General features: G+C 49.1%; 18 protein-coding genes. 7 read left to right on the top strand and 11 right to left on the bottom strand.

What is annotated here, in order from left to right:
- The first annotated feature begins 53 nt into the window (after positions 1-53).
- A complete protein-coding gene (locus IC229_RS27830; RefSeq protein ID WP_190891088.1) occupies positions 54-3,809 on the top strand; it encodes a PAS domain S-box protein in 3,756 nt (1,251 codons plus the stop codon).
- A gap of 67 nt (positions 3,810-3,876) precedes the next feature.
- On the opposite strand, the gene IC229_RS27825 is transcribed toward IC229_RS27830, so the two are convergent.
- The 9 genes from IC229_RS27825 to IC229_RS27785 all read right to left on the bottom strand — a co-directional run bounded on the left by IC229_RS27825 (position 3,877) and on the right by IC229_RS27785 (position 13,455).
- Positions 3,877-4,278: a Dabb family protein gene (locus IC229_RS27825; RefSeq protein ID WP_190891086.1), complete on the bottom strand. Its 402-nt coding sequence runs from the start codon at positions 4,276-4,278 to the stop codon at positions 3,877-3,879.
- Between the two features lie 60 nt (positions 4,279-4,338).
- Positions 4,339-4,905: a GNAT family N-acetyltransferase gene (locus IC229_RS27820; protein WP_190891084.1), complete on the bottom strand. Its 567-nt coding sequence runs from the start codon at positions 4,903-4,905 to the stop codon at positions 4,339-4,341.
- A gap of 5 nt (positions 4,906-4,910) precedes the next feature.
- Entirely contained in the window at positions 4,911-6,473 is a 1,563-nt protein-coding gene (locus IC229_RS27815) for a serine hydrolase domain-containing protein (protein ID WP_190891082.1), read from the bottom strand.
- Between the two features lie 254 nt (positions 6,474-6,727).
- The gene (locus IC229_RS27810; protein WP_190891081.1) at positions 6,728-7,768 is read right to left on the bottom strand and encodes a ScyD/ScyE family protein; all 1,041 of its coding nucleotides are present in this window, start codon (positions 7,766-7,768) and stop codon (positions 6,728-6,730) included.
- Positions 7,769-7,955: 187 nt separating this feature from the next.
- Entirely contained in the window at positions 7,956-9,446 is a 1,491-nt protein-coding gene (locus IC229_RS27805) for a capsule assembly Wzi family protein (RefSeq protein WP_190891079.1), read from the bottom strand.
- Between the two features lie 182 nt (positions 9,447-9,628).
- The gene (locus IC229_RS27800) at positions 9,629-10,558 is read right to left on the bottom strand and encodes a nucleoside hydrolase (protein WP_190891077.1); all 930 of its coding nucleotides are present in this window, start codon (positions 10,556-10,558) and stop codon (positions 9,629-9,631) included.
- Between the two features lie 93 nt (positions 10,559-10,651).
- Positions 10,652-12,004, bottom strand: coding sequence for a magnesium transporter (mgtE, locus tag IC229_RS27795; protein ID WP_190891075.1), 1,353 nt, complete (start codon positions 12,002-12,004; stop codon positions 10,652-10,654).
- Positions 12,005-12,072: 68 nt separating this feature from the next.
- Positions 12,073-12,864, bottom strand: coding sequence for a 16S rRNA (adenine(1518)-N(6)/adenine(1519)-N(6))-dimethyltransferase RsmA (gene rsmA, locus IC229_RS27790; protein ID WP_190891073.1), 792 nt, complete (start codon positions 12,862-12,864; stop codon positions 12,073-12,075).
- 174 nt (positions 12,865-13,038) lie between these two features.
- Complete coding sequence (locus IC229_RS27785; RefSeq protein ID WP_190891072.1) at positions 13,039-13,455, bottom strand: hotdog fold thioesterase; 417 nt, start codon at positions 13,453-13,455, stop codon at positions 13,039-13,041.
- Between the two features lie 140 nt (positions 13,456-13,595).
- Here IC229_RS27785 and IC229_RS27780 point away from each other — a divergent pair, with 140 nt between their 5' ends.
- The 5 genes from IC229_RS27780 to IC229_RS27760 all read left to right on the top strand — a co-directional run bounded on the left by IC229_RS27780 (position 13,596) and on the right by IC229_RS27760 (position 17,513).
- Complete coding sequence (locus IC229_RS27780) at positions 13,596-14,231, top strand: histidine phosphatase family protein (protein WP_190891158.1); 636 nt, start codon at positions 13,596-13,598, stop codon at positions 14,229-14,231.
- A gap of 115 nt (positions 14,232-14,346) precedes the next feature.
- Positions 14,347-15,465 carry a sensor histidine kinase gene (locus tag IC229_RS27775; protein WP_190891070.1) on the top strand — a complete coding sequence of 373 codons (1,119 nt, stop codon included), beginning with the start codon at positions 14,347-14,349 and terminating at the stop codon, positions 15,463-15,465.
- Positions 15,466-15,557: 92 nt separating this feature from the next.
- Positions 15,558-16,292 carry a LytR/AlgR family response regulator transcription factor gene (locus IC229_RS27770; RefSeq protein ID WP_190891068.1) on the top strand — a complete coding sequence of 245 codons (735 nt, stop codon included), beginning with the start codon at positions 15,558-15,560 and terminating at the stop codon, positions 16,290-16,292.
- Between the two features lie 111 nt (positions 16,293-16,403).
- Positions 16,404-17,201 carry a DUF3298 and DUF4163 domain-containing protein gene (locus IC229_RS27765; RefSeq protein WP_190891066.1) on the top strand — a complete coding sequence of 266 codons (798 nt, stop codon included), beginning with the start codon at positions 16,404-16,406 and terminating at the stop codon, positions 17,199-17,201.
- An 18-nt stretch (positions 17,202-17,219) separates the two neighbouring features.
- Positions 17,220-17,513, top strand: coding sequence for a hypothetical protein (locus IC229_RS27760; RefSeq protein WP_190891064.1), 294 nt, complete (start codon positions 17,220-17,222; stop codon positions 17,511-17,513).
- Positions 17,514-17,581: 68 nt separating this feature from the next.
- On the opposite strand, the gene IC229_RS27755 is transcribed toward IC229_RS27760, so the two are convergent.
- Positions 17,582-18,889: a bZIP transcription factor gene (locus IC229_RS27755; protein WP_190891062.1), complete on the bottom strand. Its 1,308-nt coding sequence runs from the start codon at positions 18,887-18,889 to the stop codon at positions 17,582-17,584.
- Between the two features lie 402 nt (positions 18,890-19,291).
- Here IC229_RS27755 and IC229_RS27750 point away from each other — a divergent pair, with 402 nt between their 5' ends.
- On the top strand, positions 19,292-19,831 hold the full coding sequence (locus tag IC229_RS27750; RefSeq protein ID WP_190891060.1) for a hypothetical protein: 540 nt from the start codon (positions 19,292-19,294) through the stop codon (positions 19,829-19,831).
- Positions 19,832-19,925: 94 nt separating this feature from the next.
- Here the strand turns inward: IC229_RS27750 and IC229_RS27745 are convergent, their stop codons facing one another.
- Entirely contained in the window at positions 19,926-26,795 is a 6,870-nt protein-coding gene (locus IC229_RS27745; RefSeq protein WP_190891058.1) for a leucine-rich repeat domain-containing protein, read from the bottom strand.
- Positions 26,796-27,000 lie beyond the last annotated feature (205 nt).

Raw genomic sequence — 27,000 nt, 5'->3', positions numbered from 1 at the left:
CGCAACTGCTACGTTCCCAAACCCTGGCTATTTGTTTATCACCCACGTACCTCATGCCCTGGTCTGCCAAAACCAAAGATGAATTAGTAGCCGAAATTGAACGGCTCCACCACGAACGCGACGGCCTGAACGGAACCGACGCGAAACATACCTTCGATGTTCGCCAAACCGTCGATCAGCTTAACCTGGTTGGTCTGACCGTCGAACAGGATGGTACGTTAACGTATGCAAATCCTTACACGTACCGAGTAACCGCCTGGCAACCAGCCGATATCGTCGGTCGAAATTTCTTCGACATTTTTATTCCGCCCGCCGACCGCGCCCGTATCGAATCGGAATTCGAGGAAGCGTCGCAGAAAGGCAGTTTTCCGGAACAGCGAGAAATCGTTCTTCTGGCCCGAAGCGGAGCCCAACGTAACGTCCAGCTCAACTCATTCATCGTTAACAGCACCGACGGTCAGTCGCCTTCGTTCACCATCATTGGCGAAGACGTAACGAACAAACGACGCGTCGCTTCGGCCCTGTCGAATACGAATGCGCAGTTGCAGGATTTAGTCGATAATACGTCTGACTTAATTCAGTTACTCACCCTCGACGGAAAGTTCATTTTCGTGAACCGTGCCTGGCGCGAGGTACTGGGCTATAATTCCGACGAAATTTCGGTCCTGAACCTGCGCGACGTACTTCATCCCGACTACCTCAGCAGCACCCTGGGTTTGCTGAAACGTATTCAGGAAGGCGACAAACTTCCGTATTTTGAAACCGTTTTTCGGAGTAAGTCGGGCAAAACTCTTTTTCTGTCAGGGAGTGTCAACTGCCGCTTCGAGAATGGCCGCCCAACTGCGTTCCGTTGTATTCTGCACGATACTACAGGCAAAATTCGCGCCGAAAAATCGCAGAAACTGTATTATAGTATCGCCAACTGGACCATCAATACGCCCAATCTCGGCGAGTTGTACCAAAAGATTCACGAAGAACTGGGCAATATCATCGATGCCCGTAACTTCTTCATCGCCCTCTACGACTCCAGTAAAACGTACCTATCGTTCCCGTATTACGTCGATGAGTACTTCGGCAGCAACATGCGGTTCACCAAACGGAAGCTCGGCAATGGAATTATTGAATACACGATCCTGGCCAATAAACCGCTGTTTTTATACGAAAAAGACGTCCGGCAATTGGCCGATCAGAAGCAGGTTGATTTATACGGTCAGAAGCAGCCTCAGGTGATGCTCACGGCTCCACTACGTATTGGCGACGAGATTACGGGCATTATTGGCGTGAAGTCGTATACCGATGCGCAAACCTACGGCCCCCGTGATCTGGAGTTGCTCGAATTTATTTCGGGACAAGTGGCTCTGGCTATTGCCCGCAAGCAATCTGAGGCCCGTCTGGATAAACAAAATGCTCGTTTACAGGCCATTTTCGACAATAGTACGTATCTGATCTGGTCGGTTAACAAAGCGTTGCAATTAACGTCGTTCAATAAAAACTACGCACGCCTGGCAGGATTTTCGCTGAACGAGCTTTCTGCTAATCAGCATAGTACGCCCGAACTAGGCTGGCGTATTGTTGGTGACGAAAATCGGAAGGAAATCGAAGATCGGTATCGGCAGGCGTTCCGGGGTTTTGCGCAGAATTTTGAACTCAACTTCATGACGTCCTCGGGTGAGAACTTTTTCGAGTTTCACCTGAACCCAATTATGCTGGCGGGCGGTCTGATTGAAGAAGTGTCGGGAATTGCACGTAACATTACCAACCGCCGACGCGCCGAAATTGCGACCCGCCAGAGTGAAGAAAAATTCCGGGGTATTTTCGAAAACCTTCAGGATATCTACGCCCGCGTCGACCGCAAAGGGCGTATCACCATGATCAGCCCGTCGGTTTTCAAGCGAATGGGCTACACGCCCGAAGAAGTGCTTGGGCAGGATATCAGCCAGTATTTCATAGATCAGAATGCCATTCGTCGGGCCATGTTCAAAGTGGGCCGTAACCGAAGCCTGCGGAATTTTGAAGCAAGTATGCGCCGGAAAGACGGCAGTGAGCGACAGTTTATGTTTAACATGCTGATGCTCAACGACGAACCTGGTAATGGTTCCGTTGTAGCCGTACTGGCCCGCGACATTTCTGAGCTGAAACGACAATCGGCCGAATTAGGGAAAGCGAAAGACGAAGCGGAGCGCTCGCTGAAGGTGAAGGAGCAATTTCTGGCCAACATGAGCCACGAAATCAGAACCCCCATGAACGGGGTCATCGGCATGATTGACCTGCTGAACGATACGCGACTCGATGACGAACAGCGTGGTTACGTCAAAACCGTAAAACGTTCGTCGGAAACGCTGCTCAATATTCTGAATGATATTCTGGATTTGTCGAAAATTGAAGCTGGTAAGATGGTGCTGCACGAAGCGCCGATCGCTTTCAAAGAGATTTTCGAAAAACTAATCGCGCTGTTCGGGCAGCAGGCCAACTCCAAAGACAACGAACTAACGTATCACCTGGCCCCCGATCTGCCTACGTTCGTTATTGCCGACCAGACGCGGCTGCTCCAGATTTTGTCGAACATGACTTCGAATGCTATCAAATTTACCGAACATGGCAGCATTCGGGTGGAAGCAAAACTGCTCAGTAAACGGGGCAAATTCAATCGGATTCGGGTAGCGGTAATAGATTCAGGTATTGGCATTTCGGCTCAGAATATCAGCCTGTTATTTAATTCATTCAGCCAGGTCGATACGTCGTCGCGGAAGTCGTTTGGCGGTACGGGTCTGGGTCTGGCGATTTCCAAAGAGTTGGCCCATCTGATGAAAGGCGAAGTTGGTGTAGAGTCGACGGTGGGTATGGGCAGTACGTTCTGGTTCATTATCGAGTTAAAAGAAACGTCCATCAGCCCGATTCAGCAAACCACCGAAGTAGCTGAAATTGCATTGGCAAACTTCTTCTCAACGTATCATCCGAACGTACTGCTGGTGGATGACAACGCGGTAAACCGGAAAGTAGCCAGCGAAATTCTACGCAAATCCGGCTGTGTCGTCACTACCGCCGACAGTGGGCCGGCGGCCATTGCGGAGGTAACGCAGCGGGCAGAGGGGAAAGAGCATGGGGCATGGGGAACGGGGCATGGAATGGACTTAGAAGCACAATCCTCTGCACTTACCTCTCTGCCTTCTACCCCACCCTTCGATGTCATTTTCATGGATATTCAGATGCCTGATATGGACGGCGTTGAAACAACCCGCCAATTGCGGAAGCAATTCGGGAAAGCCTTACCGACTATCGTTGCCATGACGGCTTATTCGATGAAAGAAGATCGGGAGCGATTCTTAAGCCAGGGCCTCGACGATTACATCGCCAAGCCGATACGTGCCCAAAGCCTGATTGCGAAAGTGAAAGAGATTGTTGATGTCCGCCGGGCAAAACAGGCCGAAACATCGACACCAGCCCCAAAACCGATTGCGCCAGCGTCTGAGCCAGCACTTCCCATCATCGATGCCGACATTGTGGGCCAACTGCGGGATATTGGTGGTCAGGAGTTGGTCGACAGTATTATGGAGGAGTTCGTCACCGAAGCTACCGAGCTTGTTAACGGAGCCATATCTGCCTATGGACTCGGGGATATTCCAACCGTAAAAAGCCATCTACACACGCTTAAAGGCAGCGCAGGTACTATTGGAGTAGCTCGTGTAGCCGATATTGCCAAGACGGCTGAAGCCAAACTGAAAGTCAATGATACCAGCGGCCTGGCTGAAGCTTTAAAGGCTCTGGAAGATGCTTTTAAGGATTTTTTAGCAACGCAGGATAAGTCATGAATAATGCACAATGGATAATGTTTGACCATCAACGCCCAACATTATCCATTGTGCATTATTCATGACTCTACCGTTTTGGCCCTATGGAATCGTAGATAACAACTTTCTCCCAGAGGTGGGCGTAATTGTTCCGGAAATCGTCGTGAATGGGGTGTTTCTGATACGCTTCCTCGTCGGCAGGGCTATCGAAAAAGCATAGCCAGGAATAGGTGTAGTTCCGCTCGATAACTTCCCGATTGGTGGCAGCGGGCGTGCCAATATTGACCAATTTAATGGTAGGGCACTTCGCCAGTTTGTTCAATCCTTCCAGCAGCTTGGCTTTATCAGCTTGGTTACCTGCATTTTTCAGGTAAAACAATACGTGATGAACAAACAATTCGCCCGGTGCTGCTACGTTAGCAGGCAAACTTGCGCCCAATCCGGCGACTACACTTTTTTTAAGAAAACGTCTGCGTGATGGTTGATTCATGAGTAATAATTTGATTGAAACACAGAGATGCACAGCGCATGAAAGAGATTCACAGAGTTTTTATTTTTTTATCTGCGTATCTCCTTTAATCTCCGTGTCATAATTCTCTTCTAACTTCTTTTTCATTACAATAAATTCCAGCGGCTGTTTAGGCTGACCAAAACGTTCGTCGTCTGGAAAAGGCACTGTTTCGCCCGTAGCCCGGAAACCTCGTCGCTCGTACCAGGCAATGAGTTCGTGGCGAATGGAAATAACCGTAATAGCTATCACCTGATATTCCTTGTCAATAGCAATCTGTTCAGCAATGGCCATCAGTTTTTTACCAATGCCATTAGCCTGCGCATCGGGCGAAACGGTCAACATTCCCAGGTATAAATCTGGTTTTTTCTCTTCAAGATAGACACAGCCCAGCAGTTGGCCGTCTGCTACGTATTTCAACAACGTAGCAGACGGATTCTGAAACATTTCCCGCAAACTCTGCTCACTGGTACGTATTCCACCTAGCAAATGTCCTTCGGATGTCCATCCCCGTTGTGAGCTTTCTCCCCGATAAGCACTGTTAACCAATTCGTTCAGGGCAGGAATATCCGCTTCACCTGCGGGCGAAATTTGTTCATTCAAAAGCATGATAACTATTGTTTCGAAACTTCCCGGAAATCCAGTTGCTGAATCAGGGCCGGATTTTCAGGAGTAAGGGTGAAGAAAACATCTATATTCCCTTTTTCGCCTTCGAGCAGGAAATGACCCCGTAGCTGATTCTCAGGTATAAGTTCGCCCACGCTACGTATCGATCCCACTTTGGCGTATAAATCCTGCACCTGCTTCCTGCGAATGGCTACTGATCTGTCAGGGAAAAAATTCTCGGCAAAAATGCCGCTTTGTTCGGCGTTCGTCCAATCAGGTAGCAGTTTTACCAGTTCGGCTTTTCGTTGCGCGAGGATGGTAGATACCGGAAGCTGGCGGGGTTGCAGTTTAGCCAGCGCCACCAACGTATCGAGCACGGCCGTATTGACCGACCCCAGGCCAGCGTAAGTCAAATTCGCGTAAGCAATGACACCGATACCATAGTCGGGCAGGATGCGCCACTGACTACCAAATCCCGGCAACCCACCACTATGCCCTACCCCTTTCTGACCTTTGCAGTTTTCGCTCCACCCCAAACCATATCCGTATCCACTGGCAACCGGACAAACCTGCCCGGCTGCATTTCTGGCCTGGGCGAACAATCCCGAAAATGTCCAGGGCTGTTGCATTTCACGTACCGAACTTCGCTTCACTGGCCCGTTGTCGGCATCGCTACGTGGTGGCCAGGCGGATTCGTGTACCGCTACGTATTTACTGAAGTCTTCGATGGACGTAATGAGTCCACCCATGGCGCCCCACGAACCGTCGTGCAGAAGTGGTTCTTCGAGCCAGTCGTTGTCCTGCCAGCGATAGCCCAAAGCCAGTTTCTCGGCCGGAATTTTTGTGTATTCCCATTGGGTATCGTTCATGCCCAACGGTTTCAGAATGTTTTCGGTAATGTACTGCTGATACGGTTTACCCGAAACAACCGTGATGATACGTCCGAGCATGGCAAAACCGAGATTGCTATATTCATAAGCAAAACTTGGTACGTTCGAATTCGAGATGCCGTCTTTAATGAGTTTCAACAAATCGGCGTCAGAGTCAGCCAGTTGACGGTCGCCCCAGGGGTTATCTTCGGGAAATCCGGCCGAATGGGTCATCAGGTTACGTACCGTTATGCGGGGCGCGTCGGCAGTGAGGTATTTATGGGTTTTCAGTTCAGAAATGTACTGTTCGGCGGGGTCGTCGAGCCGGAGTTTGCCTTCGTCGCGGAGTTTAAGAATAGCCATCGACGTCAGACTTTTGGTCATCGACGCAATTCGAAACAGCGATTTGGTATTGGCCGGAATTTTCTTCGCTACGTTGGTAAAGCCAAATCCGCCGGAATAAACCAGTTTGCCATTCATCACAACACCAAACGCAAGCCCCGGAAAATGCCGTTTTTCGGCAGCGTCTTTGTACAATTTTTCAACGATAGGAAAAGCCGCTTCCAGTTTTTTCAGTTGATCAGCATCCGTAAAAACGGGTGGTTGATACGTTGTGATGTGCGCTACGTTCCGGTTGGATGCTGTCTGAGCGAACGTAGTACATGTTGCCAATAATGATAGGTAAAGAAGAAGATGTTTCATGGTCAGGTTGTTTTCAATCGTGCTAACTTACGAGATAACAGCTTACAGACGTTGCCAAACGTACTGAAATCATGCCGAATACGTAGTACTGCTAACGTAGCACGGTTAGAGTATCGCATTACAAAAAACGCTGGGCAAATTGAGAGCCCAGCGTTTTTGACTATTCCAGTATTACCTTGCGTTTCTCCATACGCCTACAACCGCCAACGGGTTGCATGTTATAGAAAGTTAAAGTTATCCGAGGGATTCTACGCTCATTGCGCGGTGAATTTTGTGATGATGCCTGGGCCATACGATAATACGTAATACGTATCGAGGCTTGTTGTGCTCGGATGAATATCCACTGCCGTAATGACCGGAGAGACTAAGGTAGCCCCGGCCTCATTAGCGACACGTCCTGGAGGTCCGAAACCAAATTCGGTTACCAGTGGCAGTCTACTAGGAGCCAGCGTAATATCCGTAAGTCCCGAGAAACCAGTTTTATAGATCGTAGGCGTAACAGGAGCCGTGCCATTAGCATTCACCTGATAAATTCGGGCAGCGCCAGCCGGGAAAGGAGCGCCGGTTAGTGTGCTTACGTAAAAATTTGTTCCGTCGTACACAATCCCCGTTGGTACCGCATCAACCATCGGTGGTCCTACGGTCGTAGAATTTGGTATATCATTGAAAACAGCGAAAACACTCAGCGCGCCGGAAGTCTGGTTTCGGCGGATAATCGCATTGCCGCCCGCATCTACAATAAACAGATCGCCATTGGGGCCAAAAGTCAGGTTATAGGGATTCGAATCGGGAGCATCCGGCGCATTCGGACGAGCAGTTCGCACAAACGTACCGATGTCGATTCCCAGCAACGAACTCGCCGGAATGGGAGGACTTACGCCCGGAACGAAATTCGATATATCTGCAACAAAGAGTTGTTCCTGAACGCCATTTAAAATATACAGTTTGCCGTCCTTATAAGTCAGGTGAGTAAGTCCTTCGGGAGAACCTTCCGGGCTGATCGCGGATACAAAGCCAGTAATTGCAGGATATTTTACACCCGCTGGCGTAATCACGGTTACCTGACCGTTGTTGATCGTACCGCTACCAGCTTCAGTGACCCATACATTTCCTCTCGGATCATCGGTCAGGCCAATTGGTGAGCGCAATCCGCTTGCAAACGGCGGCCCTGCTACGGGTGCTAGGGTTAATGGATTCGGGATTCGGTGATCCAGGCAACTAACAACTACCAAAAGACAACTGCCAATCAGAAGCATCGGCAGCAGAGAGTAAAGTGTAGATCGTTTCTTAAACATGGTTGAGATTGTTTGGAAAGAGGTTATTAGTGCTCACTCAGCGAAGTAGCTAACCATTTACATCGGCACTATTTAATTTCATGGTGGCTAATCTACTGAGTAGGCAAGGCAAATTAATAGTCAATTAAAAATATCGGTTACATTTTACGCCCCAGAGCACTCAAATATTGAGTTATCGGTCACAAATTTATTTCCAGACCCGTCGTAGGCTCATAAACCCGCCAAAACCATCTGGTAATAACTCACCCCGGTCGTAGGCAACCGATGTGGTGAGCAACGTATTGCCCCGTTTTGTAAGCATCCATTGCATCGATGCCAGGGCCGAAACCTGATAGAGCGCTCTGGGATACGGTTGGTTGAACGTACCAGAATTACGACTATACGACCCTCTGAACTGAAGGATATGCCGCTGATGAAAATTCCCTTCTATTCCGGCATACCAGGCCGTCAGTCGATTATTGGGAAATAAGGGCCCTTGCGGATAAGCAGTAGCCGGAACAAGATCGGTATTCGGCATGATCAGGGGTGTACCCAACGTATTACCCCGAAACGTCCATCCTTCGCGATACTGGCTGTGGTTGAAATAATTATCGCCACCCTGGTACCGGGCGGTCGGATCGAATTTTGGGCCGCTCTGGTCCATCGTACTGAGGAATTCAGCAACGATTTTTTGTATTCGAAAACCTTTTGGCGAGCGTGGTTTCTGATTAATGTAGCGCAGACCAGTCAGGCCATCCGGTACGTTTTGCAGGGCTAATCCAGAAGCATCTTCATAGGGGTGCTGGTGATAGACCAACCAGTGTTGGGCAATTCCTTTCAATTCCAGCGCCAAATCGTAACTACCCACGTGATTACCAATGCGATTGGTCCCATCAAAATCGGTATACTGATCCGTTTGCAGTGCGTCCGGATATTGACCAGTTACCATCGAAAGATAATCCCGGAAACTCGTTGGCAGATGGCCGTTGACTGCCAAGGGCGTTCCAATCAGGTACTCAGCGTGCCCTCCCCACTGGACATGATGGTTCAGTCCAGCCGTGAGACGAGCCTTCCAATGCGGTTTTCCAAGTCGAACGTAGAGGTATTTCTGATGCAGGTAACTTCCTTGTATATACGTATTGACCAGCCAGCCGTGCGCATAACCAGCCCGAAATGCGATGAGTTGTTTGGTAAAACCCAATAATACGAAATCAGGCGTATGTATCTGAATTTTCGGAAACGGCAACGCATTCCCCGACCACGCTACGTTGCCCGATGTTAACGTAGTATCGCCCAGTCCGAATGTTTCCTTACGATTGCCCGCATACAATTCAACTTTACCAAACCGCACTTTCACAAAACTTTCGGGCAGTAGCAGACTGGCGTTATAATTCCCAGGCTGCTGCCCTACGTTAACGACAGCGTTCAGACCAAAACCCCAGTCGAAACGCGATTTTCGCTGAGTGGCCGAGTCGTTTTTCGGTCGATAGTCTTTCATCGCCCCAAACCGCCCCGTACCGAATGAACCACGTAGCGGTACGATACCATACTGATTGGCCCGCAACCAAAATGGTATTTGCGAATTTGTTGTTACAATTCCGCCCAGTTCAACCGAATAGTTAACCCGCTCTGGCGATTGCGCCAATGCAGACAGGTTAACGGTCCAGCCCAACAGTATCCAAAGGAATGGCTTTGACATAAGGGCGATTTGGTAAATGAGTTGATCCGGCGAGCAACAGGCAAATTAAATAATTGACTAACAAGATCTTATTTGTAATTTTTGTCATCCTGACGCAGGAAGGATCTTAATGTGCCCTTACCTGAGTGCCAGGAGGCTTTAAGATCCTTCCTGCGTCAGGATGACAAAAATTAACTACCCATTTACCGCTTAAACTGTTCCAGCAAATAATCGTAGAAAAAAGACGTATTGGCATCCGTGGCAATGGTCAACTCATATCCATTGTCGTCCAGGTACGTTTGGCCGGCGTTTGGCGGGCGTGTGCTTATAGAAGCCTTTATTCGCTCTGTTTTAAACTGTTCGGGAATGGCCAGATAGCTGGTAGCCAGAATGTCCCACATGAAATAGGTGTAATGATAACTCGGTATCGTATCGAGCGTTAAGGCCCAGAACTGACCTGTCAGATTCGAAAGCGGGTAGTCAATTTGAGTAGCCAACGTACTGAGGAACTGCTTCGTAACGGGTACGTTATTCGTTACGTCGAGCGGAATCAGTGTCAGTGGCAGACCAAGCGTCAGGAGTTTTTGCGAGCTGACCGGGTCCCAGAATACATTCCATTCGGCAGAACCATCGTGCTGGAACATCTGTACATTCCCCGACGTCCGGAAAGCACCCGCCATCCAGACCACTTCGGCAATTTTCGATGTCAATTCGGGCGCTTGTTCGAGGGCGAGTACCAGATTCGAGCAAGGGCCTGTCATCAAAATTGTTACGTTGTCGGTAGCCGCCGACAGCCGTTCGATAATAAGTTCGGGGGCGCTCAGATAGGTGTACGGATCGGGCGATTTGGGCAGATTAATCAGCATCGGTAGCGCATTGATAATCTCAGGTCGGGCGCGCCATTCATTCGGAAACGCGTTGATGCCGTAGTAATCACCTCGCCCCAGCGGAATATCTTCCCGCCCCATCAGTTGGAGCAGTTTATAGGCAGATTCAAGAGCGGGTTCAATATAACAATCGGCAGGGGTAACCGTAACGCCGATTAGCTCCGTATCGGGCATAGTCAGCACGAGCAGTTGAGAGAGCAAATCGTCGATGGCTCCGTCGTGATCCATCAGTACAAGTTTAGCCATAGGAGTGATAGTGTCTGGGCCAAGCTCCAGCCTGGCTTGTGATTAAAGCGGTAGAATTTTACACGGGCCAACCTGGAGCTTGGCCCAGACACATTACACTTCGGCCAATAACCACTGCGCAATCAGAAAATATACGCCGATACCAATCAGGTCATTGGCCGTAGTGATAAACGGTCCTGATGCTACAGCCGGATTTATCCCTATGCGATTGAGTAACAACGGCGTAACGGTACCCATAAAGGAAGCCAGCAACACAACTGCCAGCAAGGACGTAGCAACCACAAAAAACAACCGGGGTTCACCAATAATGAACGTATAAATGCCCGCTATCAGCCCGACAACCAGTCCATTAATGATCGCAACCAACAGGGTACGTAGCAACCGCTTCGCCATCGTCATACTCAGACCCGACGTATCGGTGAGGCTTTGGAGAATCAGTGACGAGGTTTGAATACCAACGTTGCCGCCTGTTGAACCAATGATAGGAATGAAAGCCGCCAGAGCGGCAATTTTTCCTAATTCGCTCTGGAATCCGTTAATAACAGTGGCCGCCATCAGACTACCGACCGCACCCGCTATCAGCCAGGGTAATTGAATTTTCGACCGTTTCCAGACGCTGTCGTATTCTTCTACTTCGCCTGATAAACCCGAAATAGCCTGAATATCTTCTTCGGCCTGCTCGGTAATTACGTCTACTACGTCATCGATGGTGATACGTCCTAGTAACCGTTGCTGCACATTTACTACCGGTACTGAGTCAAGGTCATATTTCTGCATCACTTCGGCAACTTCGGCTACCGGACGATACGTTTCGACAAATACTACGTCCTCGTCGTAGATATCGGCAATTTTGGTGTTTTTCCGGGCCAGTACAATTTTTTTCAGCGATACCAGCCCAAGAAGTTTACCGACATCGTCCACTACGTACACGGCATACACATTTTCGACATCTTCAGCCTGCTGGCGAATCTCTTCGATACAGGCATTTACTGTCAGATTGACGTTGATACGTATCAACTCTTTCTGCATCAGACTACCCGCCACGCCGTCTTCGTAATGCAGCAAATCCAGAATAAATCGCGCCTGTTCGCGGTCTTCGAGCAGCCCGATCACTTCTTCGCGCACCTGAATCGGCTGTTCGTTCAGCAAATCCACGGCATCGTCCGAATCCATCTGGTTGATGAACGGCGCAATTTCCGTAGATGGAAAAATTTTCAGCAGATTCGCTCGTTCGGTCGGGTCCAGGTTTGCCAGAATTTCGGCGCCAACCGATTTATCCAGCAGACTAAGCAGATAATGCGCCTGTTCGTACTCCAACTCGTTCAGAATTCCCGAAATGTCGGCCGGAAACAGCTCTTCCATTTCGGTACGTAGCCAGGCTTCATTGCTGGCTTCAATAGCCGTCTGAATCTGCTCCAGGTATTCTTTGGTGAGTTCGAACGTCACGGGGCAAAAAATGTATGAAGTATAATGTATGATGTATAATTTGAGTAGATGATATCATATATTCTATATCATACATCATACATCAATTTTGTAAGTTCCACAAACTGTGCCACGCTTAGTTGTTCGGCACGCTTTTCCATAAAAGGGCTATTTAGGGCCGCTTCTGATGGATTTAAGGGTTTGAGGGCGTTACGTAGTGTTTTCCGGCGTTGACTGAAGCCTTGTTTTACGACCTGCTTAAACTTTCGTTCATCGCAACCGAGATTCGTTACGTTATTACGTCGGAGCGAAATAACGCCGGAATGCACTTTGGGCGGTGGGTCGAACACGTGGGGTTCCACCGTGAATTCATACTTAATATCATACCATGCCTGAAGCAATACGCTCAGAATGCCATAATCTTTATTACCGGGGCCTGATGCGATACGTTGCGCCACTTCGCGCTGAAACATACCGACTACTTCAGGAACCCGGTCGCGCATGTCGAGCACTTTGAAAAGAATCTGCGTTGAAATGTTGTAGGGAAAATTACCGATGACGGCAAATGGTGTTACGTTATCAGGCTGTTTGTCGGGCAACAAATCCGGGCGAATGGTCAGGAAGTCGGCGGGGAGAATTCGTCCTTCCAATGCCGGAACATGCTGTTTGAGGTAATCGACCGACTCGCGGTCAATCTCGATAACATACGTAGTAAACCGATTATCCTTCAGTAAAAACTGGGTCAACACGCCCGTTCCGGGGCCAATTTCCAGAATTTTCTGGTATCCACCGTGGCCAGTGAGGAGCGCGGCAATATCCTGAGCAATACTCAGGTCTCTCAGGAAATGCTGACCGAGTGCTTTTTTCGGTTTTACGTACATGCTACGTATGGGTTTTGCGTCCGTAAAGGTAGGCCGCTACGTCTGAAAAATCAGCGTATGGACGTAACTAAACGTAGCAGTAGGCGCCGACAGGCTCTGACCGTCGAAGTCGCCGGATGGGTTGTCGTTAGTCGCTGGCGCGATTCCGACGGCCAGAGCCTGTCATGGCCTGAATCAACTCCCAATTATGGCAATGGTCAGCCGGCTGACGCACACGGCTTTACCCAACTCATCGGTGATACGTATGTCCCAGACGTGCGTGGTACGTCCCGTGTGAATTGGCGTACAACGGCCATATACCCAACCATCCCGTACCGACCGGAGATGATTGGCGTTGATTTCCAGGCCGACAGCCCGCTGCTTTTCAGGATTGTCGAGTAACATATAAGAAGCCACACTTCCTAACGTTTCGGCCAGCACAACCGACGCTCCACCGTGCAGAATACCAAACGGCTGCCGGGTTCGCTTATCGACGGGCATACGGGCCATCAGGTAGCCTTCGCCCGCTTCCGTAAATTCAATACCGAGATGTTTACCGAGGGAATCCGTATGGATAAAATCAAGGGCATTCAGGTCGAAATCAGCTTTCATAAAAGGAGAAAGTAAACGCAAAGCAGGAAGGATAGCCGGAATGACACTTCGCCCCTTGCCTATGCAAGCGTATGAACTATTTTTTATGTAATTTTGCGGCTCAAAATCGGGAAAAATTGCCAATAGGCAAGCGTATAAGCTTGGGACAAAAGTTAATCTATCTAATTCGCCACGGTGAAACCGACTATAATCGACGGGGCGTAGTGCAGGGAAGTGGCGTCGATGCCGACTTGAATGATATGGGCCGGGCGCAGGCGCTGGCTTTTTTTCAGGCGTATCAGCACGTAGCGTTCGACAAAATTTACATTTCGGGGCTCAAACGAACGTATCAGACCGCCGAACTTTTTATTGAGCTGGGGCTGCCCTACGAAAAGCTAACGGGCCTCAATGAGATTAGCTGGGGCGTGATGGAAGGCAAGGTTCCGGGCAATCTGGACAATGAGTATTACCGCACCCTTATTGAAACCTGGGCATCGGGCAATACGTCGGTAGCAACCGATGGTGGCGAAAGTCCAGATCAGGTCGTTATTCGCCAGAAAGAAGCCTTTGCCACTATCTTGTCGCATCCGGAGGAAGAAACCATTCTGATTGCCATGCATGGTCGGGCGATGCGAATTCTGCTTTGCTGGCTAACGAACCACCCGTTATCAGACATGGATCATTTCGAGCACAGCAATCTGTGTCTTTATACGCTACGTTACGATTACGACACAGAACTCTTCACCGTGGAATCATCGAACGACACGGCGCATCTGCTTTCGCTGGCAATGGCGTAATCCTTTCTTTTCCATCCTTCACTCATATTCTCCACTAGTGTAGTATCTTGTTCAGCTGAACATTAATCCCATATATTCGCTTATTGTCCGGTAATGGGACCGCCTAACATTGCCTATGTCTAAGCAGAAAATATATTGGTTTTGTCAGTTTTTCGGATGGTCGCTACTGGTGTTGGTCGATTATCTGGCCTACGTATTCGAAATTGGCTTTGATTACGAGACGTTCTATCTGGCTATTGCCAATATTTTTCTGGGTGTTACCCTCACTCATCTGTATCGACTCATGATACGTCGCTGGAACTGGGTACGGCTACCTTTCTTCCAGCTAGCTCCCCGCGTACTGCTGTCGGTTTTAGTGATGGCCCTGATTATGACCATGGTCAATCTGCCTATCGATCGCATTATTGCTCCCGAAACGCTCATGAACGAGCCCTTTGTTTTTCTGGGGTACATTATGTCGTGGGGTAAAATCATGCTGGCGTGGGTACTGAGTTATACGGTTTATCACTACGTTGAAGAGAACCGGAACGCCGAGATTGAACGTATCCTTCTGAAAACCAGCATCCGCGAAACCGAAGCAAAAGTGCTACGTTCGCAATTGAATCCACATTTTGTTTTCAACGCCCTGAACAGCATTCGGGCCCTCGTTTACGAAAATCCGACCAAAGCGCAGCAGGGTATCACGCAGCTTTCGAATCTGCTACGTAATTCGTTGCTGGCCGACCGACGCAAAACCGTCGAATTGCGCGAGGAAATTAAAACCGTGGAAGATTATCTGGCGCTCGAAAAGGTACGTTACGAAGATCGGCTCACCTCGCACATTGACCTCGACGGCCGGACGTTATTCTGGCAGGTGCCACCGATGATGCTTCAGACGCTGGTTGAAAATGCTATCAAGCATGGCGTATCGACAGCCGTGGGGGGTGGTTTTGTAGAAGTAAAATCAATGGTTGAGGCCGATAAACTGCATATTCTCATCCGCAATACGGGCGTACTTGGCGATAAGAAAGCGTCAGGAGGTTTTGGGCTAGCCAATACTGCCCAGCGGCTTGAGCTACTTTACGGTCCAGAAGCCGAATTCCGCATTTTTCAGGAAGAAAATACCCACGACCAGACTGGTGAAACGTTTGCAATACGTAATGGCGGTCCGGTGGTTTGTGCCGAAATAACCATCCCTGCTCAGTCGGAAGGTATCTTCCGAAAGAAGGAAGTAAGTGTCAGGAGTGAAAAATGAGCCGCGAAAATGGCCGTATTCGTTGGCCTTTTATCGCAGACATTCTTAGTATACGCTTCTGATTTCTTACGGCTGACTCATAACTTTACACTATGAAAACCATCATTATCGACGACGAACGGCTGGCTCGCAACGAATTACGTCGGCTGCTCGAAAACTTCCCCAAGATTCAGATTATAGGCGAAGCGGCCAATGCCGATGAAGCCCTGCCGATGATTGAAGACTTACAGCCGGAATTACTGTTTCTGGATATTCAGATGCCGGGCAAAAACGGCTTTGAGCTATTGCAGTCGATTGAAGGCAAAACACCGGAGGTCATTTTCACCACCGCTTTCGACGAATACGCGATCAAAGCTTTCGAATTCAATGCCCTCGACTACCTGCTCAAACCCGTTGAGCTGGCCCGTCTATCCGAAGCCATTCACCGGGTCGAAGAAGAACAGCACATTCCTGATTCAACTGGATTGATCTCGGGTTCGTCGGGTAAAATTCTGGGTGAAAACGACCAGGTTTTCGTAAAAGACGGCGAGAAATGCTGGTTTGTGAAATTAGGGAAAGTCCGTTTATTCGAGTCGATGGGCAACTACGTCCGGCTGTATTTCGACGATCAGAAACCATTGGTTCTTAAATCGTTAAATGCACTGGAAGACCGTTTAAATCCCGCTACGTTCTTCCGGGCCAATCGCAAACATATCATTAATCTTCAGTGGATTGAGAAAATCGAACCCTGGTTCAGTGGTGGATTGCTGGTAACGCTACGTGGGGGCGATAAAATCGAAATTAGCCGTCGGCAGGCTATTCGGTTTAAAGATTTGTTAAGTTTGTAAAAGGGAGTGAGCAGGAAGGGGCGGAACCGTACTGATACGTAACAAGAGCGAGCCGCTGCACTTGTTTGATTACTTCTGGTTCTCATCGTTAGTCAGTACGTTCCCTTTTGCATGAAGTATTGTATTGCCGCATTTTTTCTCTTTGCCATCTGCCTGTTTTCAGCGTGTCAGTCAACGCGATCAGGACCACCCGCTCTGGACAGGCAGCACTTTACGTTTGCCGGCTCAACGCGTTGTGATACAACCAGCAATACAGGCGTTTCGGTATCTGTTTCCTACGTATTACTGAAAGAAGATACCGAAGTTGCCCGCAAAATCAATGACAGCCTGCACCTGCTGGCGGTCCACAGCATTGTCAACTGGCTCGACAGTAGTTCGGTAGCTCAGAGCCCCGACGCCCGAACCAATCTGGATAAAGCAGCCGCGTTATTTGCAACCGATTATGAGGATGTCCGAAAGGACATGGGTTCGTTGAATGGTTGCTGGGAACTCGAAACCACGGCAGATACCGTTCATGCGGGACCGAAAGCGTTGACGGTTAAATTTGAAACGTACGCCTATACGGGCGGGGCCCATCCAACCAGCAATCTGACGTATTACACCTTTGATCGCGATACGGGGCGTCGGCTTACGTTAAATGATATTGTAGCCGATACAACGGCTCTGCTGGGTGTGGTGGAGAAAGCCTTCCGAAAACAGCAGTCGCTACTGCCACAGGATAATCTGGAACAACAAGGTTACTTTCTGCACGACGGCCGTTTTTTCTTACCTGAAAATGTGGGATTTAACCGCGACGGAATGATTTTTTATTACAACTCGTATGAAATTGCTGCCTACAGCGTCGGCCCAATTCAGGTAACAATTCCGTACGAACAGTTGAATGGGCTACTACGTGACAACTGGTTATAAACTTATATTATGACTGTTATGACGTTCGAACAGTTCAGTGTATCACTCGCTGGCTCCAAACCGCCCGTTGACCTGCACCCCGTTTTACAGGGTCTATGGTATGACGCAAACGGCGATTGGGAAAAGGCACACAATATTGCCCAGAGTTGCGAAGGTGAACAGCGATATGACCGACTCCATGCTTATTTGCACCGCAAGGAAGGCGACCGTTTTAATGCCGGATACTGGTACCGCCGAGCTAAAGCCCCGTTTTTCGAAGGCACACTGGACGAAGAATGGAAAATCCTTGTTCAGCAAGCGTTAAGTGAATGAAAAATGCGTAATGAACAATGACCTATCAGGGATTATTCATTACGCATTTTTCATTCATTTATTGGGCCTTATTTCCTGGCTCCTAATTGCTTCATTAACTTTTTCAACTGATTAATTTCGGCCTGTTGGTTCTGAAACTGTTGTTGCTGTTTCTTTAACTCGCCAACTTCGGCTTCCAACTGCTGGATCTTCTGCTGCTTCACCTGATCAGCTTTCTCCAATTGAATGCTGTAGAGCGTTAACTCTTCAATCTTTTCCAGCAATTTAGCGTCGGTCTTGTGTAGGTCATTGCCTTTTTCCACCATTTCCTGAGCCGATGGAATTCCTGGTAAATGCTTGTTGAGTTTGATATAGTTTTCCACTTCAGACAAACCTTTCAGCTGATACGTATCATCAAATACTTTATCACTCCATTCCGACGTATTCTTCACGGCCACTTTCACTTTCTCGGTTAGAATACCCTGTTCTACGAATAGTTTGTAACCGGCTGGAGTACGTGCTACGTTAGAGCCAATGACTACTGCATCATCCTGGATGCTTTGCAAAAATGAACCTTTACGTTGCCAGAACACTTCCGTTACACCCTCCCGAGTCGAAGCATTAGTGCTAACTAGAATGACATCGCCATTCTCATTGACGGACAGTACTTTGGTTTGATTAGTCGCTGAAGCAGCGTTTGAACTCTTCAGGTTGGTAAACCGCAGACCCGATTGACCATTGGTGCCATGAGTAATCTCCAGCTTATTGTTGGGAGCGGTGTTGCCGATGCCTACTTTCCACAAAGGACTGGGAGCCCCCAACACAATCGAATTGTCGGCCGATACCTGAGCACCCGCCCCGATGGCCGTCGAGTTATTAACCACGGCACCCGATGAGACGCCCGCATTCTGGCCGATGAAGGTGTTGCTCTGACCAGCCCCATTGCCGGTAAAGCCAGCCCCATTGCCGATATAGGTATTGTTCTGGCCCGTGGTATTGCCATAGCCCGAGCCATTGCCAATGAAAGTGTTACCAGACCCGCTCGTGGTTCCTTGCCCCGAACTATTGCCAATGAACATATTGTAGCTGCCGTTGCTGTTATAACCAGCGAGTTGACCCATGAACAGGTTACCAAGACCAGTCGTGTTACTGTAGCCGGTTTGAAACCCAATAAAAACATTCGCCAGGCCAGACGTATTTGAGAATCCGGCTTGCTCGCCTAAAAAGGAATTATTAATGCCACTAGTTGTAGCTCGGCCAGCATTATGCCCAATAAATGTGTTATTAGTAGCCATTGTTGTGCTACTGACACCAGCTCCTCTTCCTAAAAATGTATTGGTCTGAGCTATCAGTGCATGGCTAAATAGAACAGCAAATAGCAGGTAAAGTGTTTTCATACGAAAGTCAGTCTAAGAAGAATAGCTAAAAGTAGATAACTATCTATCAATTAACAATATAAAATACCTAAGAATTAGTTATCGGTAACTATTTAAATGCTGGCCTGAAACTGTCTGAATTATTTTCTGTCGTAGCAAGATGATTTACTTACCCCAATCAGTTTCTGAGCCAATTTTCATAGTTTCTAACACTATTGAGATCTACCTGTACCCTTCCAAAACGCAACGGTAAAACAGCCAGCCCTAACTGACTCTCCGGGCAAATCAATCTATTTCCTACCTAACCAGGCTTTTGTGTGATAAAATATAGATTTTCCTATAGCCACAATATAGGCATGCCTCGATTTACAGCCAGTTGGAAGCGATGCAACTTTGCAAGGTATCTTTTAACTAGCTAAACCGATGGAGACGAATTCAGCCAATAAATTGATTACCAATGATTCAGATAAAAATCTGGCGCCTGTTTTCCCCAATTTTGTTCCCTTCTCAGAAGCAGATAAGGCCAAGGTAAAATCCTTTATGCAGCAAATGATATGGGCATGGGTCATTTTTATGGTTGGTACGATCTTGTTTGGCCTCTGTAAAGGGCATTTTTCCCGGTATAATTCAGATGACTATAGTATGAATTATTTCTTTTTGATACTTGGCGTTTCTACTATATGGGGTTGCGTACTTCTGCAACAGCGGCAGGATACGAAAATAGGTGTTAAGCAGGCTGGCCAGATCGAAGTACTCTCGAAAAATACGCATTTCCGCAATAATGGAGGTACATCCTATCAGGTGGAATTTAAATGGTTAGCCGATCCAAAGGAAGAAACAGTATCAATCACTGATGGTTGCTTTTATGATTATCTTGACGAGGGCGATGTAGCTTATCTGGAGTTGCTTCCTATTACCAAACAGGTGTTATTGGTCCAGAAGCAGGCGTCCGAAAAGCTTTAACACAATGTGTCTTATGGGGTATCCTGACGCAGCGGATCACCCCATAAGACACTAAAAGTAAGCCGATTAACTCGGAAAATTTTTATAACTCGCGCTAATTACCACCTAATTGTAATCGACTATTAGTGCCCATCATCAGTTGCCCAGCCTGCGAATATAGTAACCGTTGGGCCTGAGCCTGGTAACTGACAGGTACACTGACAGCATGATTGAGCGTCACTACGTCCGTAAGCGAAGGCACCCACCCACACGACCATACACTCACATCGCTCCAATCGCCCGCTTTCAGGGTGTGCATACTACTACAGGCACCTGTATTTAGTACACTCAACGGAAAAATCGTGAAAACCGAACCGCCACTTGCATCCGTAGCGACGACCGTCACCGTAAAGGGTGACCCCACCGTCGTTGATGGTACGCCCGTAATCAGATTGGGCGAAACAAAACTCAGCCCGGCTGGCAGACCCGCTACCGACAGGCTCAGACTGTTAGCCGTTTCAGCATCGGTGAAGGTGTTGGCGGGAATCGTATAGCTAAATACGGTCGCTACTGTAACCGATTGGGGAGGAATGGGATTCTCCACTTTAGGATTTCCGTTGGCACAATTAGTCAGCCAGTTGTAGTTGAATGTAGCTTCTCCCGGAGTACCCTGCTGACGAGCACGTAGCACAATCACCGGGTTGTCAGTGAACAGATTCAGTTGATAGGGTTCAATGATTGTCGTACTATTCATCTCGTTGACCACCGACACGCTGATGGGCTGTCCATTAGTACCGCTGTAGCTGACCTCGAAGTTGATTCGTCGTTCATAGTAACCCACGTGATTACAGTCAAGCATGATAACCTTCACAATGCTAAAACTCGTAGGCTGCACTGTTAGCGAAAAGCTCGTGCTGGCTGCAAGTCCCCCGGAATCGGTAGCCACTACTGTCACGGTGAAGGGCGAACCAACTGTTGTGGAAGGCGTACCACTGATGGTGTTAGGCGAAACAAAACTCAGCCCAGCGGGTAAGCCAGCCACCGATAGCGTGAGGCTGTTGGGCGTTTCAGCGTCGGTGAACGTAGTGGCAGGGATGACATAGCTAAATGCAGTCCCCAAATTGGCAAACTGGGACGGGATGGCATTGGCCAGCGTGGGCGCACAGTTCCGATACGTAACGCTGGTACTGGCCGTACTCGAACAGCCATTGGTTCCTGTCAACGTAACGGAGTAAGTCCCCGCCAACGTAGCACTGATGGAGGACGTAGCGTCGCCTGTATTCCATCGATACGTACCCGTGCCGACTGCACTCAGACTCACCGAAGAGGTATTACAGCTCAATGTAGCGGAGCCCGGAGTTATGCTCACCGTCGGCAACGAGTTATTCTGGAAAACCTGGGCTGACGCTGTAGCGGTACAACCATTGGTGCTGGTCAATGTAACGGAGTACGTATCGGCTAGCGTAGCACTGATCATGGACGTAACGGCTCCCGTATTCCAGCGATACGTACCACTACCAATGACACTTAAACTCACCACTGGATTCGCGCAACTCAACGTAGCACTGGTCGGATTGATATTCACGGAAGGCGCTGAGTTATCCTGGAAAACCTGGGCAGTTGCTGTACTTGAGCAGCCATTGGTTCCCGTCAACGTAACGGAATATATAGCAGCCGACGTAGCACTAATGGAGGACGTAGTGGCCCCGGTGTTCCACCGATACGAACCAGTGCCTACTGCGGTCAAGCTTACCACTGGATTGGTACATGTTAACGTAGCACTCACTGGGTTGATGCTTAACGTGGGCGGGGTATCATGCTGACTAATTTGGATACTTGCTGTACTTGAGCAACCATTGACGCTCGTCACCGTAACCGAGTAAGGGCCTGAAGCGGTGACCGAGCGAATGGCACTTATCGAGTTATTATCCCAACGATACGTACCGCCCCCGGTGGCCGTGAGGCTCAGACTAGGCATGGTGCAGGTAAGGGTAGCGCTTGATGGAGCCAGAATAGTGGCCGTGGGCGTAGTGGTGTTGCTGCTGACCGACGTAGTGGCCGTAGCCGAACAGCCTCCTGACGTAGTGACCGTAACCGAGTACGTACCAGTTGCAGCCGCTACTGCCGTGCCACTGATCGGATTCTGGCTCACCAGTCCAGCCCCACTGAAGCTATACGAGAACGGCTGCCCAATGCTTCCCCCGCCAGCGATCAGGGTGACACTGGTCGTGGCGCAGGTGAGCGTACCACTGGCTTGCAGACTGGTGGTGGGTAGAGGATTTACCCAAAGGCCGGCTGTAGCCGTAGTAGACTGGTCATTATTGCTGACGATGAGCGTAAAGCTTTGACTACCTGAACCCGATGCAGGTTGAGGTAAGGTAAGAGCCGTATTACTGGAGGTGCCAGTGGTGGAACTAGTACCATTCGTGAGCGTGTAAGCGTAGCTGCCCGATACGTTGCCAATCGTAGCGGTGAACGTAGCAACACTACCTACGCACACCGTTCCCGACGTAGCGGCAAAGCCACTCACAGTGGGCACAACAGCTGTGGCCGTCACCGAAACCATAGCCGTCTGAGTACAACTACCTCCCTGACTGACCACCACGGTGAAGGTTTTTACTCCTGATGTTGTCAGGCTAGCCGAAACCACATTGCTACTGGCACTACTAGTGAACACTGCTCCAGACGGAACACGCCAACTGTAACTGGCCCCTCCTGTGGTGCTCAGACTGATCACATTGCCCACCGTGGTGGAGGCTGGACTGGCTGTTGCGATAGGCACAAAGGCATCACTGCCCCGTCCGGTCGCACAGAAGGCATTGAAACCGGCACTACTGCCCCCGCTGGGTAAACCCACATTGCTCGCGAAAACTTTATTCGATATCCCACATAAAGCGGTTAGACTAGCCGGATAACAACCACTCAACTGATTGGAATTCAGATATAACGATTGCAGATTAGTTAACGCCCCCAAACTAGCTGGAATACTCCCACTCAAATTATTAGAATGTAGAGATAGCAGTTTCAGGTCCGTTAATGCGCCCAAATTAACCGGAATACTCCCACTCAATTCGTTTCTGTCCAGGTATAAATATTCCAGATTGGAAAGGGCCGATAAGCTCTCAGGTATACTCCCACTTAGTTGATTGGAAGATAGGAATAGGGTTTGTAGATTGGAGAGGATCGATAAACCGGCTGGAATATTCCCACTCAATTGATTGATATTCAATTCGAGACGTTCCAGTTTGGAAAGGGCCGAAAAACTAGTCGGAATACTCCCACTCAACGCATTGGAAGACAGCCCCAGATATTTTAGGTTAGCTAAAGCCCCCAAACTTCCGGGAATACTCCCACTCAACTGATTATTGTCCAGGGATAGGGTTTGTAGCTTGGAAAGGGCCGAAAAACTGGCCGGAATACTCCCACTCAACGTATTGTAAGATATATCCAGGTATCCCAGGTTCGTTAAAGACCCTAGACTGGCCGGAATACTCCCACTCAACTCATTACTGATTAGATTGATAAAAGTCAAGTTAGTGAGTAATCCCAAACTCGACGGGATACTTCCTCTTAATTGATTATAGTCTAACTGTAGGTTTTTCAGGTTGGAAAGGGCACTCAAACTGGAAGGAATACTGCCACTCAACGCATTGCGAGATAGATCTAGCGTTACCACTCGCCCCCCGATGCAACTAACCCCATACCAACCACAGGGGTTACAACTGGTTAACCAACCTGTCTTATTGGTCCAGCCTGCACCATTCGTGCTGTTATAGAGATCGGTCAAGGCTTGCAAGTCTGGATGACTGCCCACTGTCAGCGTTGTGGTAGCCACTGTCGTGCCATCATCGCTCACCACCAGACTGAAACTTTGACTCTCCGAACCACTCACCACCAGACTTGCACTGAAAATAGTACTACTGCTGGTGCCACTAGTAGTGCTGCTACCATTGGTGAGTGTGTAAGCGTAGCTGCCTGATACGTTGCCCACCGTCGCGGTGAACGTAGCGACGCTGCCTGCACAGACAGTTTCCGACGTAGCAGCAAAGCCACTCACCGTAGGCGCAACTGCCGTAGCTGTTACCGAAACTATGGCTGTCTGGCTACAACTGCCCCCCTGACTGACTACCACCGTGAAGGTTTTTACCCCCGCTGTTGTCAGCGTGACCGAGACCACACTGCTGGTGCTGCTATTGAGCTGAGCCCCCACCGGAGCCGTCCATCTGTAGCTGATGCCCCCGGCTGTACTCAAACTGACTACATTGCCCACCGTGGCGGTGGATGAACCGGCCGTAGCGGTGGGCACAAAGTCATCCCGGCCCTGGCCAGTGGCACAGAAGGCATCAAGGGCTGTATTGCTCCCTCCCCCGGGCAGGCCAGCGTTATTGGAAAAACTCATGGTAGATATCTCACACAAGGCTGTCAGGCTCGCCGGATAACAGCCACTCAACTGGTTTGTGTGTAGTACAAGCAGTGTTGGGTTGGTCAGGTTGCCCAGCGTAGATGGTATACTGCCACTCAACTGGTTATTGTTCAGATAAAGCTGAAGTAGATTGGACAGGCTGCCCAGCGTAGATGGGATACTGCCACTTAACTGGTTATTATACAGATTAAGCACTTGCACATTAGTCAGACTACCCAGTGTAGAGGGGATACTGCCACTTAACCGATTATCGTTCAGCCTAAGCTCTTGCAGGTTAATCAGACTACCCATACTCTCTGGGATACTCCCACTTAACTGATTAGTGGTCAAGTCAAGGTATTGCAGATTCGTCAGATTGCCAATTGTAGATGGGATGCTGCCACTTAACTGGTTATTGTTCAGATAAAAATGTTGCAGATTCGTCAGACTGCCAATTGTAGATGGGATACTACCACTTAACTGGTTATTGGACAGAAAAAGATATTTCAGATTCGTCAATGCACTCAAACTAGCTGGGATAGTGCCACTTAACAAGTTACCACTCAGAGTAAGCCGCTGTAGATTCGTTAACGCACTCAAGCTAGTTGGGATACTGCCACTTAACTGATTAGCGCTCAGATTAAGCTGTTGTAGATTCGTCAACGCACTCAAACTAGCCGGGATACTGCCACTTAAGCCATTGTTTTGAAGTTCGAGTTGGCTCACCCGCCCAGCTAAACAAGTCACTCCATACCAGGGGAACCCTCCATTGCCCGTACAAGGGTCACAGCTTGTCATCCATCTCGTTTTGTTGGTCCAGTTTGGCCCGTTGGTGGCGTTGTAAAAGTCTACCAAAGGCTGGTAGTCGGGGTGGCTGCCCACCGTCAGATTCGTGATGACCACGGTCGAGCTGCCATTAGCACTCACTATCAGACTGAAGCTCTGAGTGCCTGACCCACTCGCCACCAGACTCACATTGAGAGCGGTATTGCTGGTGGAACCGGTGGTTGTACTAGTGCCATTCGTGAGTGTATACGTATAGCTGCCTGATACGTTGCCAATCGTAGCGGTGAACGTAGCAACACTCCCCACACAGGCAATACTCGACGTAGCGGCAAAGCCACTCACAACAGGTGCTATTGGTTGATTGAGTAACACATCTACCAGGTTGGAAGCACCGTCGACTGCCAGTAAATCGAGATCACCATCGCCATCCACATCCCCTAAATTGACGCCAATGGGGCGACCATGTACATCGGGGTTGGCGTTCGTGGGGTGTGGATTAAAATTACCCGATCCATCGTTAAGCAGTATACCCGCATTGAGGTCGTTATAGTTAGCTACTAATACGTCCAGATCGCCATCGCTATCCACATCCCCCTTCGCTAACCAGCGGGGGAAGCTTCCTACCGATATATCAGCATTACTTGTCGGGGCAGTAAAGTTCCCTGAACCGTCGTTAAGCCGTACACTCACATTGTTGCTATTCTGATTTGTTGTAACAAAATCGAGATCACCATCGCTATCCACATCCCCAGATACGAGTACGACACACCCACCTCCAACCGGAATAGTGGTTGGCTGTAGGATAAAACTGCCAGACCCATTATTGAGAAACACACTCACAAAGCTGGTACCTGAGGATACCAGCGCGTCGAGATCACCATCGCCATCCACATCCCCAAGAGCGACGTAGTAGACGCCACTCGCCGAAGGACGGGGATTAGTGGAGTGTGGTGTAAAGCTGCCTGATCCATTATTGAGGAGTACGCTCAGGTTATCATCACCAACATTTGGGGCCAGCATATCCAGATCACCGTCACCGTCTACATCCCCCAATGCTACGTTATAAGGATTTAAGCCCACCAAAATCTCTGGATTAGTGGAGTGGGGTATAAAGTTGCCCAACCCATCATTGAGCCGTACACTTATATTGTTGCTATAAATGTTGGCTGTTACTATGTCCAGATCGCCATCGCCATCCAGATCGCCTACTTCGGCGTTATAAGGCGTGTTACCCACGTAGACAATGGGGGTGGTAGGGTGCGGTTTGAAGTTACTTTTACCCGTACCTCCTGACTGGGCAATAAATTCAAACACATTTCCCTGAGCCAACGTAGCACTCCCAGTGCTCTGAATATCAGTGGTTACTGTGGCATACACCTTTTCGCCGGGCTTGAAGTCAAGGGTTGGATTGAAGGTAAGTGTGTTTCCACTAACGCTGGCACTTCCGCCGGCTCCGTTACGCAGTTGGCCGCCCCGCTGTTGGGAGAATAAGCGCAACGCCCCCAACGTAGCACCCGTATTACTCAGGGGTTGATCGAAGGTAACTGCTACGTTGGTGTTTCGAACGGCATTACGCTGATTGCGGGTAGGTGAAACGCTCGCTATACTAAGCAAAGCCGCCTGCCGTGCCATAGAACGGACAGCTGCTGAAGGGGGTGGGCCAGTAGTGTCCGCTCCCATTACAAAACGCACTTCGTGGGCCATTGTGGTCGTGTACGCATGCGACAGCAACATAAGCCAGGTACTCAAGATAGGGAACGCCCGAAGGGGGAACAGGAAGGTAGAAAAGTGAGTCATAATCACTAGGTAGCTGGTTCAGACAAAGACAATCCTGTCAGCCGGTTTTCAACCAGTCGGTGAGGGACGTAACAGGAACTAAAAAATAAATGAATCCAGACCGGCGGTGTGGGTGAAAACCGGTCTCCTACGTTTCAGGATATGGGTTATTGAAGAATGAGCGACTTGGTAGGGGCTCCGGTGAACACGACTACCTGATCAAAAA

Source organism: Spirosoma profusum (assembly GCF_014699005.1).
Lineage (GTDB): Bacteria > Bacteroidota > Bacteroidia > Cytophagales > Spirosomataceae > Spirosoma > Spirosoma profusum.
This window is presented reverse-complemented; position numbering and strand designations above follow the sequence as displayed.

Coding starts and splice junctions, on each gene's coding strand:
- IC229_RS27830 (WP_190891088.1), top strand. CDS start 54: ATGCCCTGGTCTGCCAAAACCAAAGATGAATTAGTAGCCGAAATTGAA.
- IC229_RS27825 (WP_190891086.1), bottom strand. CDS start 4,278: ATGAATCAACCATCACGCAGACGTTTTCTTAAAAAAAGTGTAGTCGCC.
- IC229_RS27820 (WP_190891084.1), bottom strand. CDS start 4,905: ATGCTTTTGAATGAACAAATTTCGCCCGCAGGTGAAGCGGATATTCCT.
- IC229_RS27815 (WP_190891082.1), bottom strand. CDS start 6,473: ATGAAACATCTTCTTCTTTACCTATCATTATTGGCAACATGTACTACG.
- IC229_RS27810 (WP_190891081.1), bottom strand. CDS start 7,768: ATGTTTAAGAAACGATCTACACTTTACTCTCTGCTGCCGATGCTTCTG.
- IC229_RS27805 (WP_190891079.1), bottom strand. CDS start 9,446: ATGTCAAAGCCATTCCTTTGGATACTGTTGGGCTGGACCGTTAACCTG.
- IC229_RS27800 (WP_190891077.1), bottom strand. CDS start 10,558: ATGGCTAAACTTGTACTGATGGATCACGACGGAGCCATCGACGATTTG.
- rsmA (WP_190891073.1), bottom strand. CDS start 12,864: ATGTACGTAAAACCGAAAAAAGCACTCGGTCAGCATTTCCTGAGAGAC.
- IC229_RS27785 (WP_190891072.1), bottom strand. CDS start 13,455: ATGAAAGCTGATTTCGACCTGAATGCCCTTGATTTTATCCATACGGAT.
- IC229_RS27775 (WP_190891070.1), top strand. CDS start 14,347: ATGTCTAAGCAGAAAATATATTGGTTTTGTCAGTTTTTCGGATGGTCG.
- IC229_RS27770 (WP_190891068.1), top strand. CDS start 15,558: ATGAAAACCATCATTATCGACGACGAACGGCTGGCTCGCAACGAATTA.
- IC229_RS27765 (WP_190891066.1), top strand. CDS start 16,404: ATGAAGTATTGTATTGCCGCATTTTTTCTCTTTGCCATCTGCCTGTTT.
- IC229_RS27760 (WP_190891064.1), top strand. CDS start 17,220: ATGACGTTCGAACAGTTCAGTGTATCACTCGCTGGCTCCAAACCGCCC.
- IC229_RS27755 (WP_190891062.1), bottom strand. CDS start 18,889: ATGAAAACACTTTACCTGCTATTTGCTGTTCTATTTAGCCATGCACTG.
- IC229_RS27750 (WP_190891060.1), top strand. CDS start 19,292: ATGGAGACGAATTCAGCCAATAAATTGATTACCAATGATTCAGATAAA.
- IC229_RS27745 (WP_190891058.1), bottom strand. CDS start 26,795: ATGACTCACTTTTCTACCTTCCTGTTCCCCCTTCGGGCGTTCCCTATC.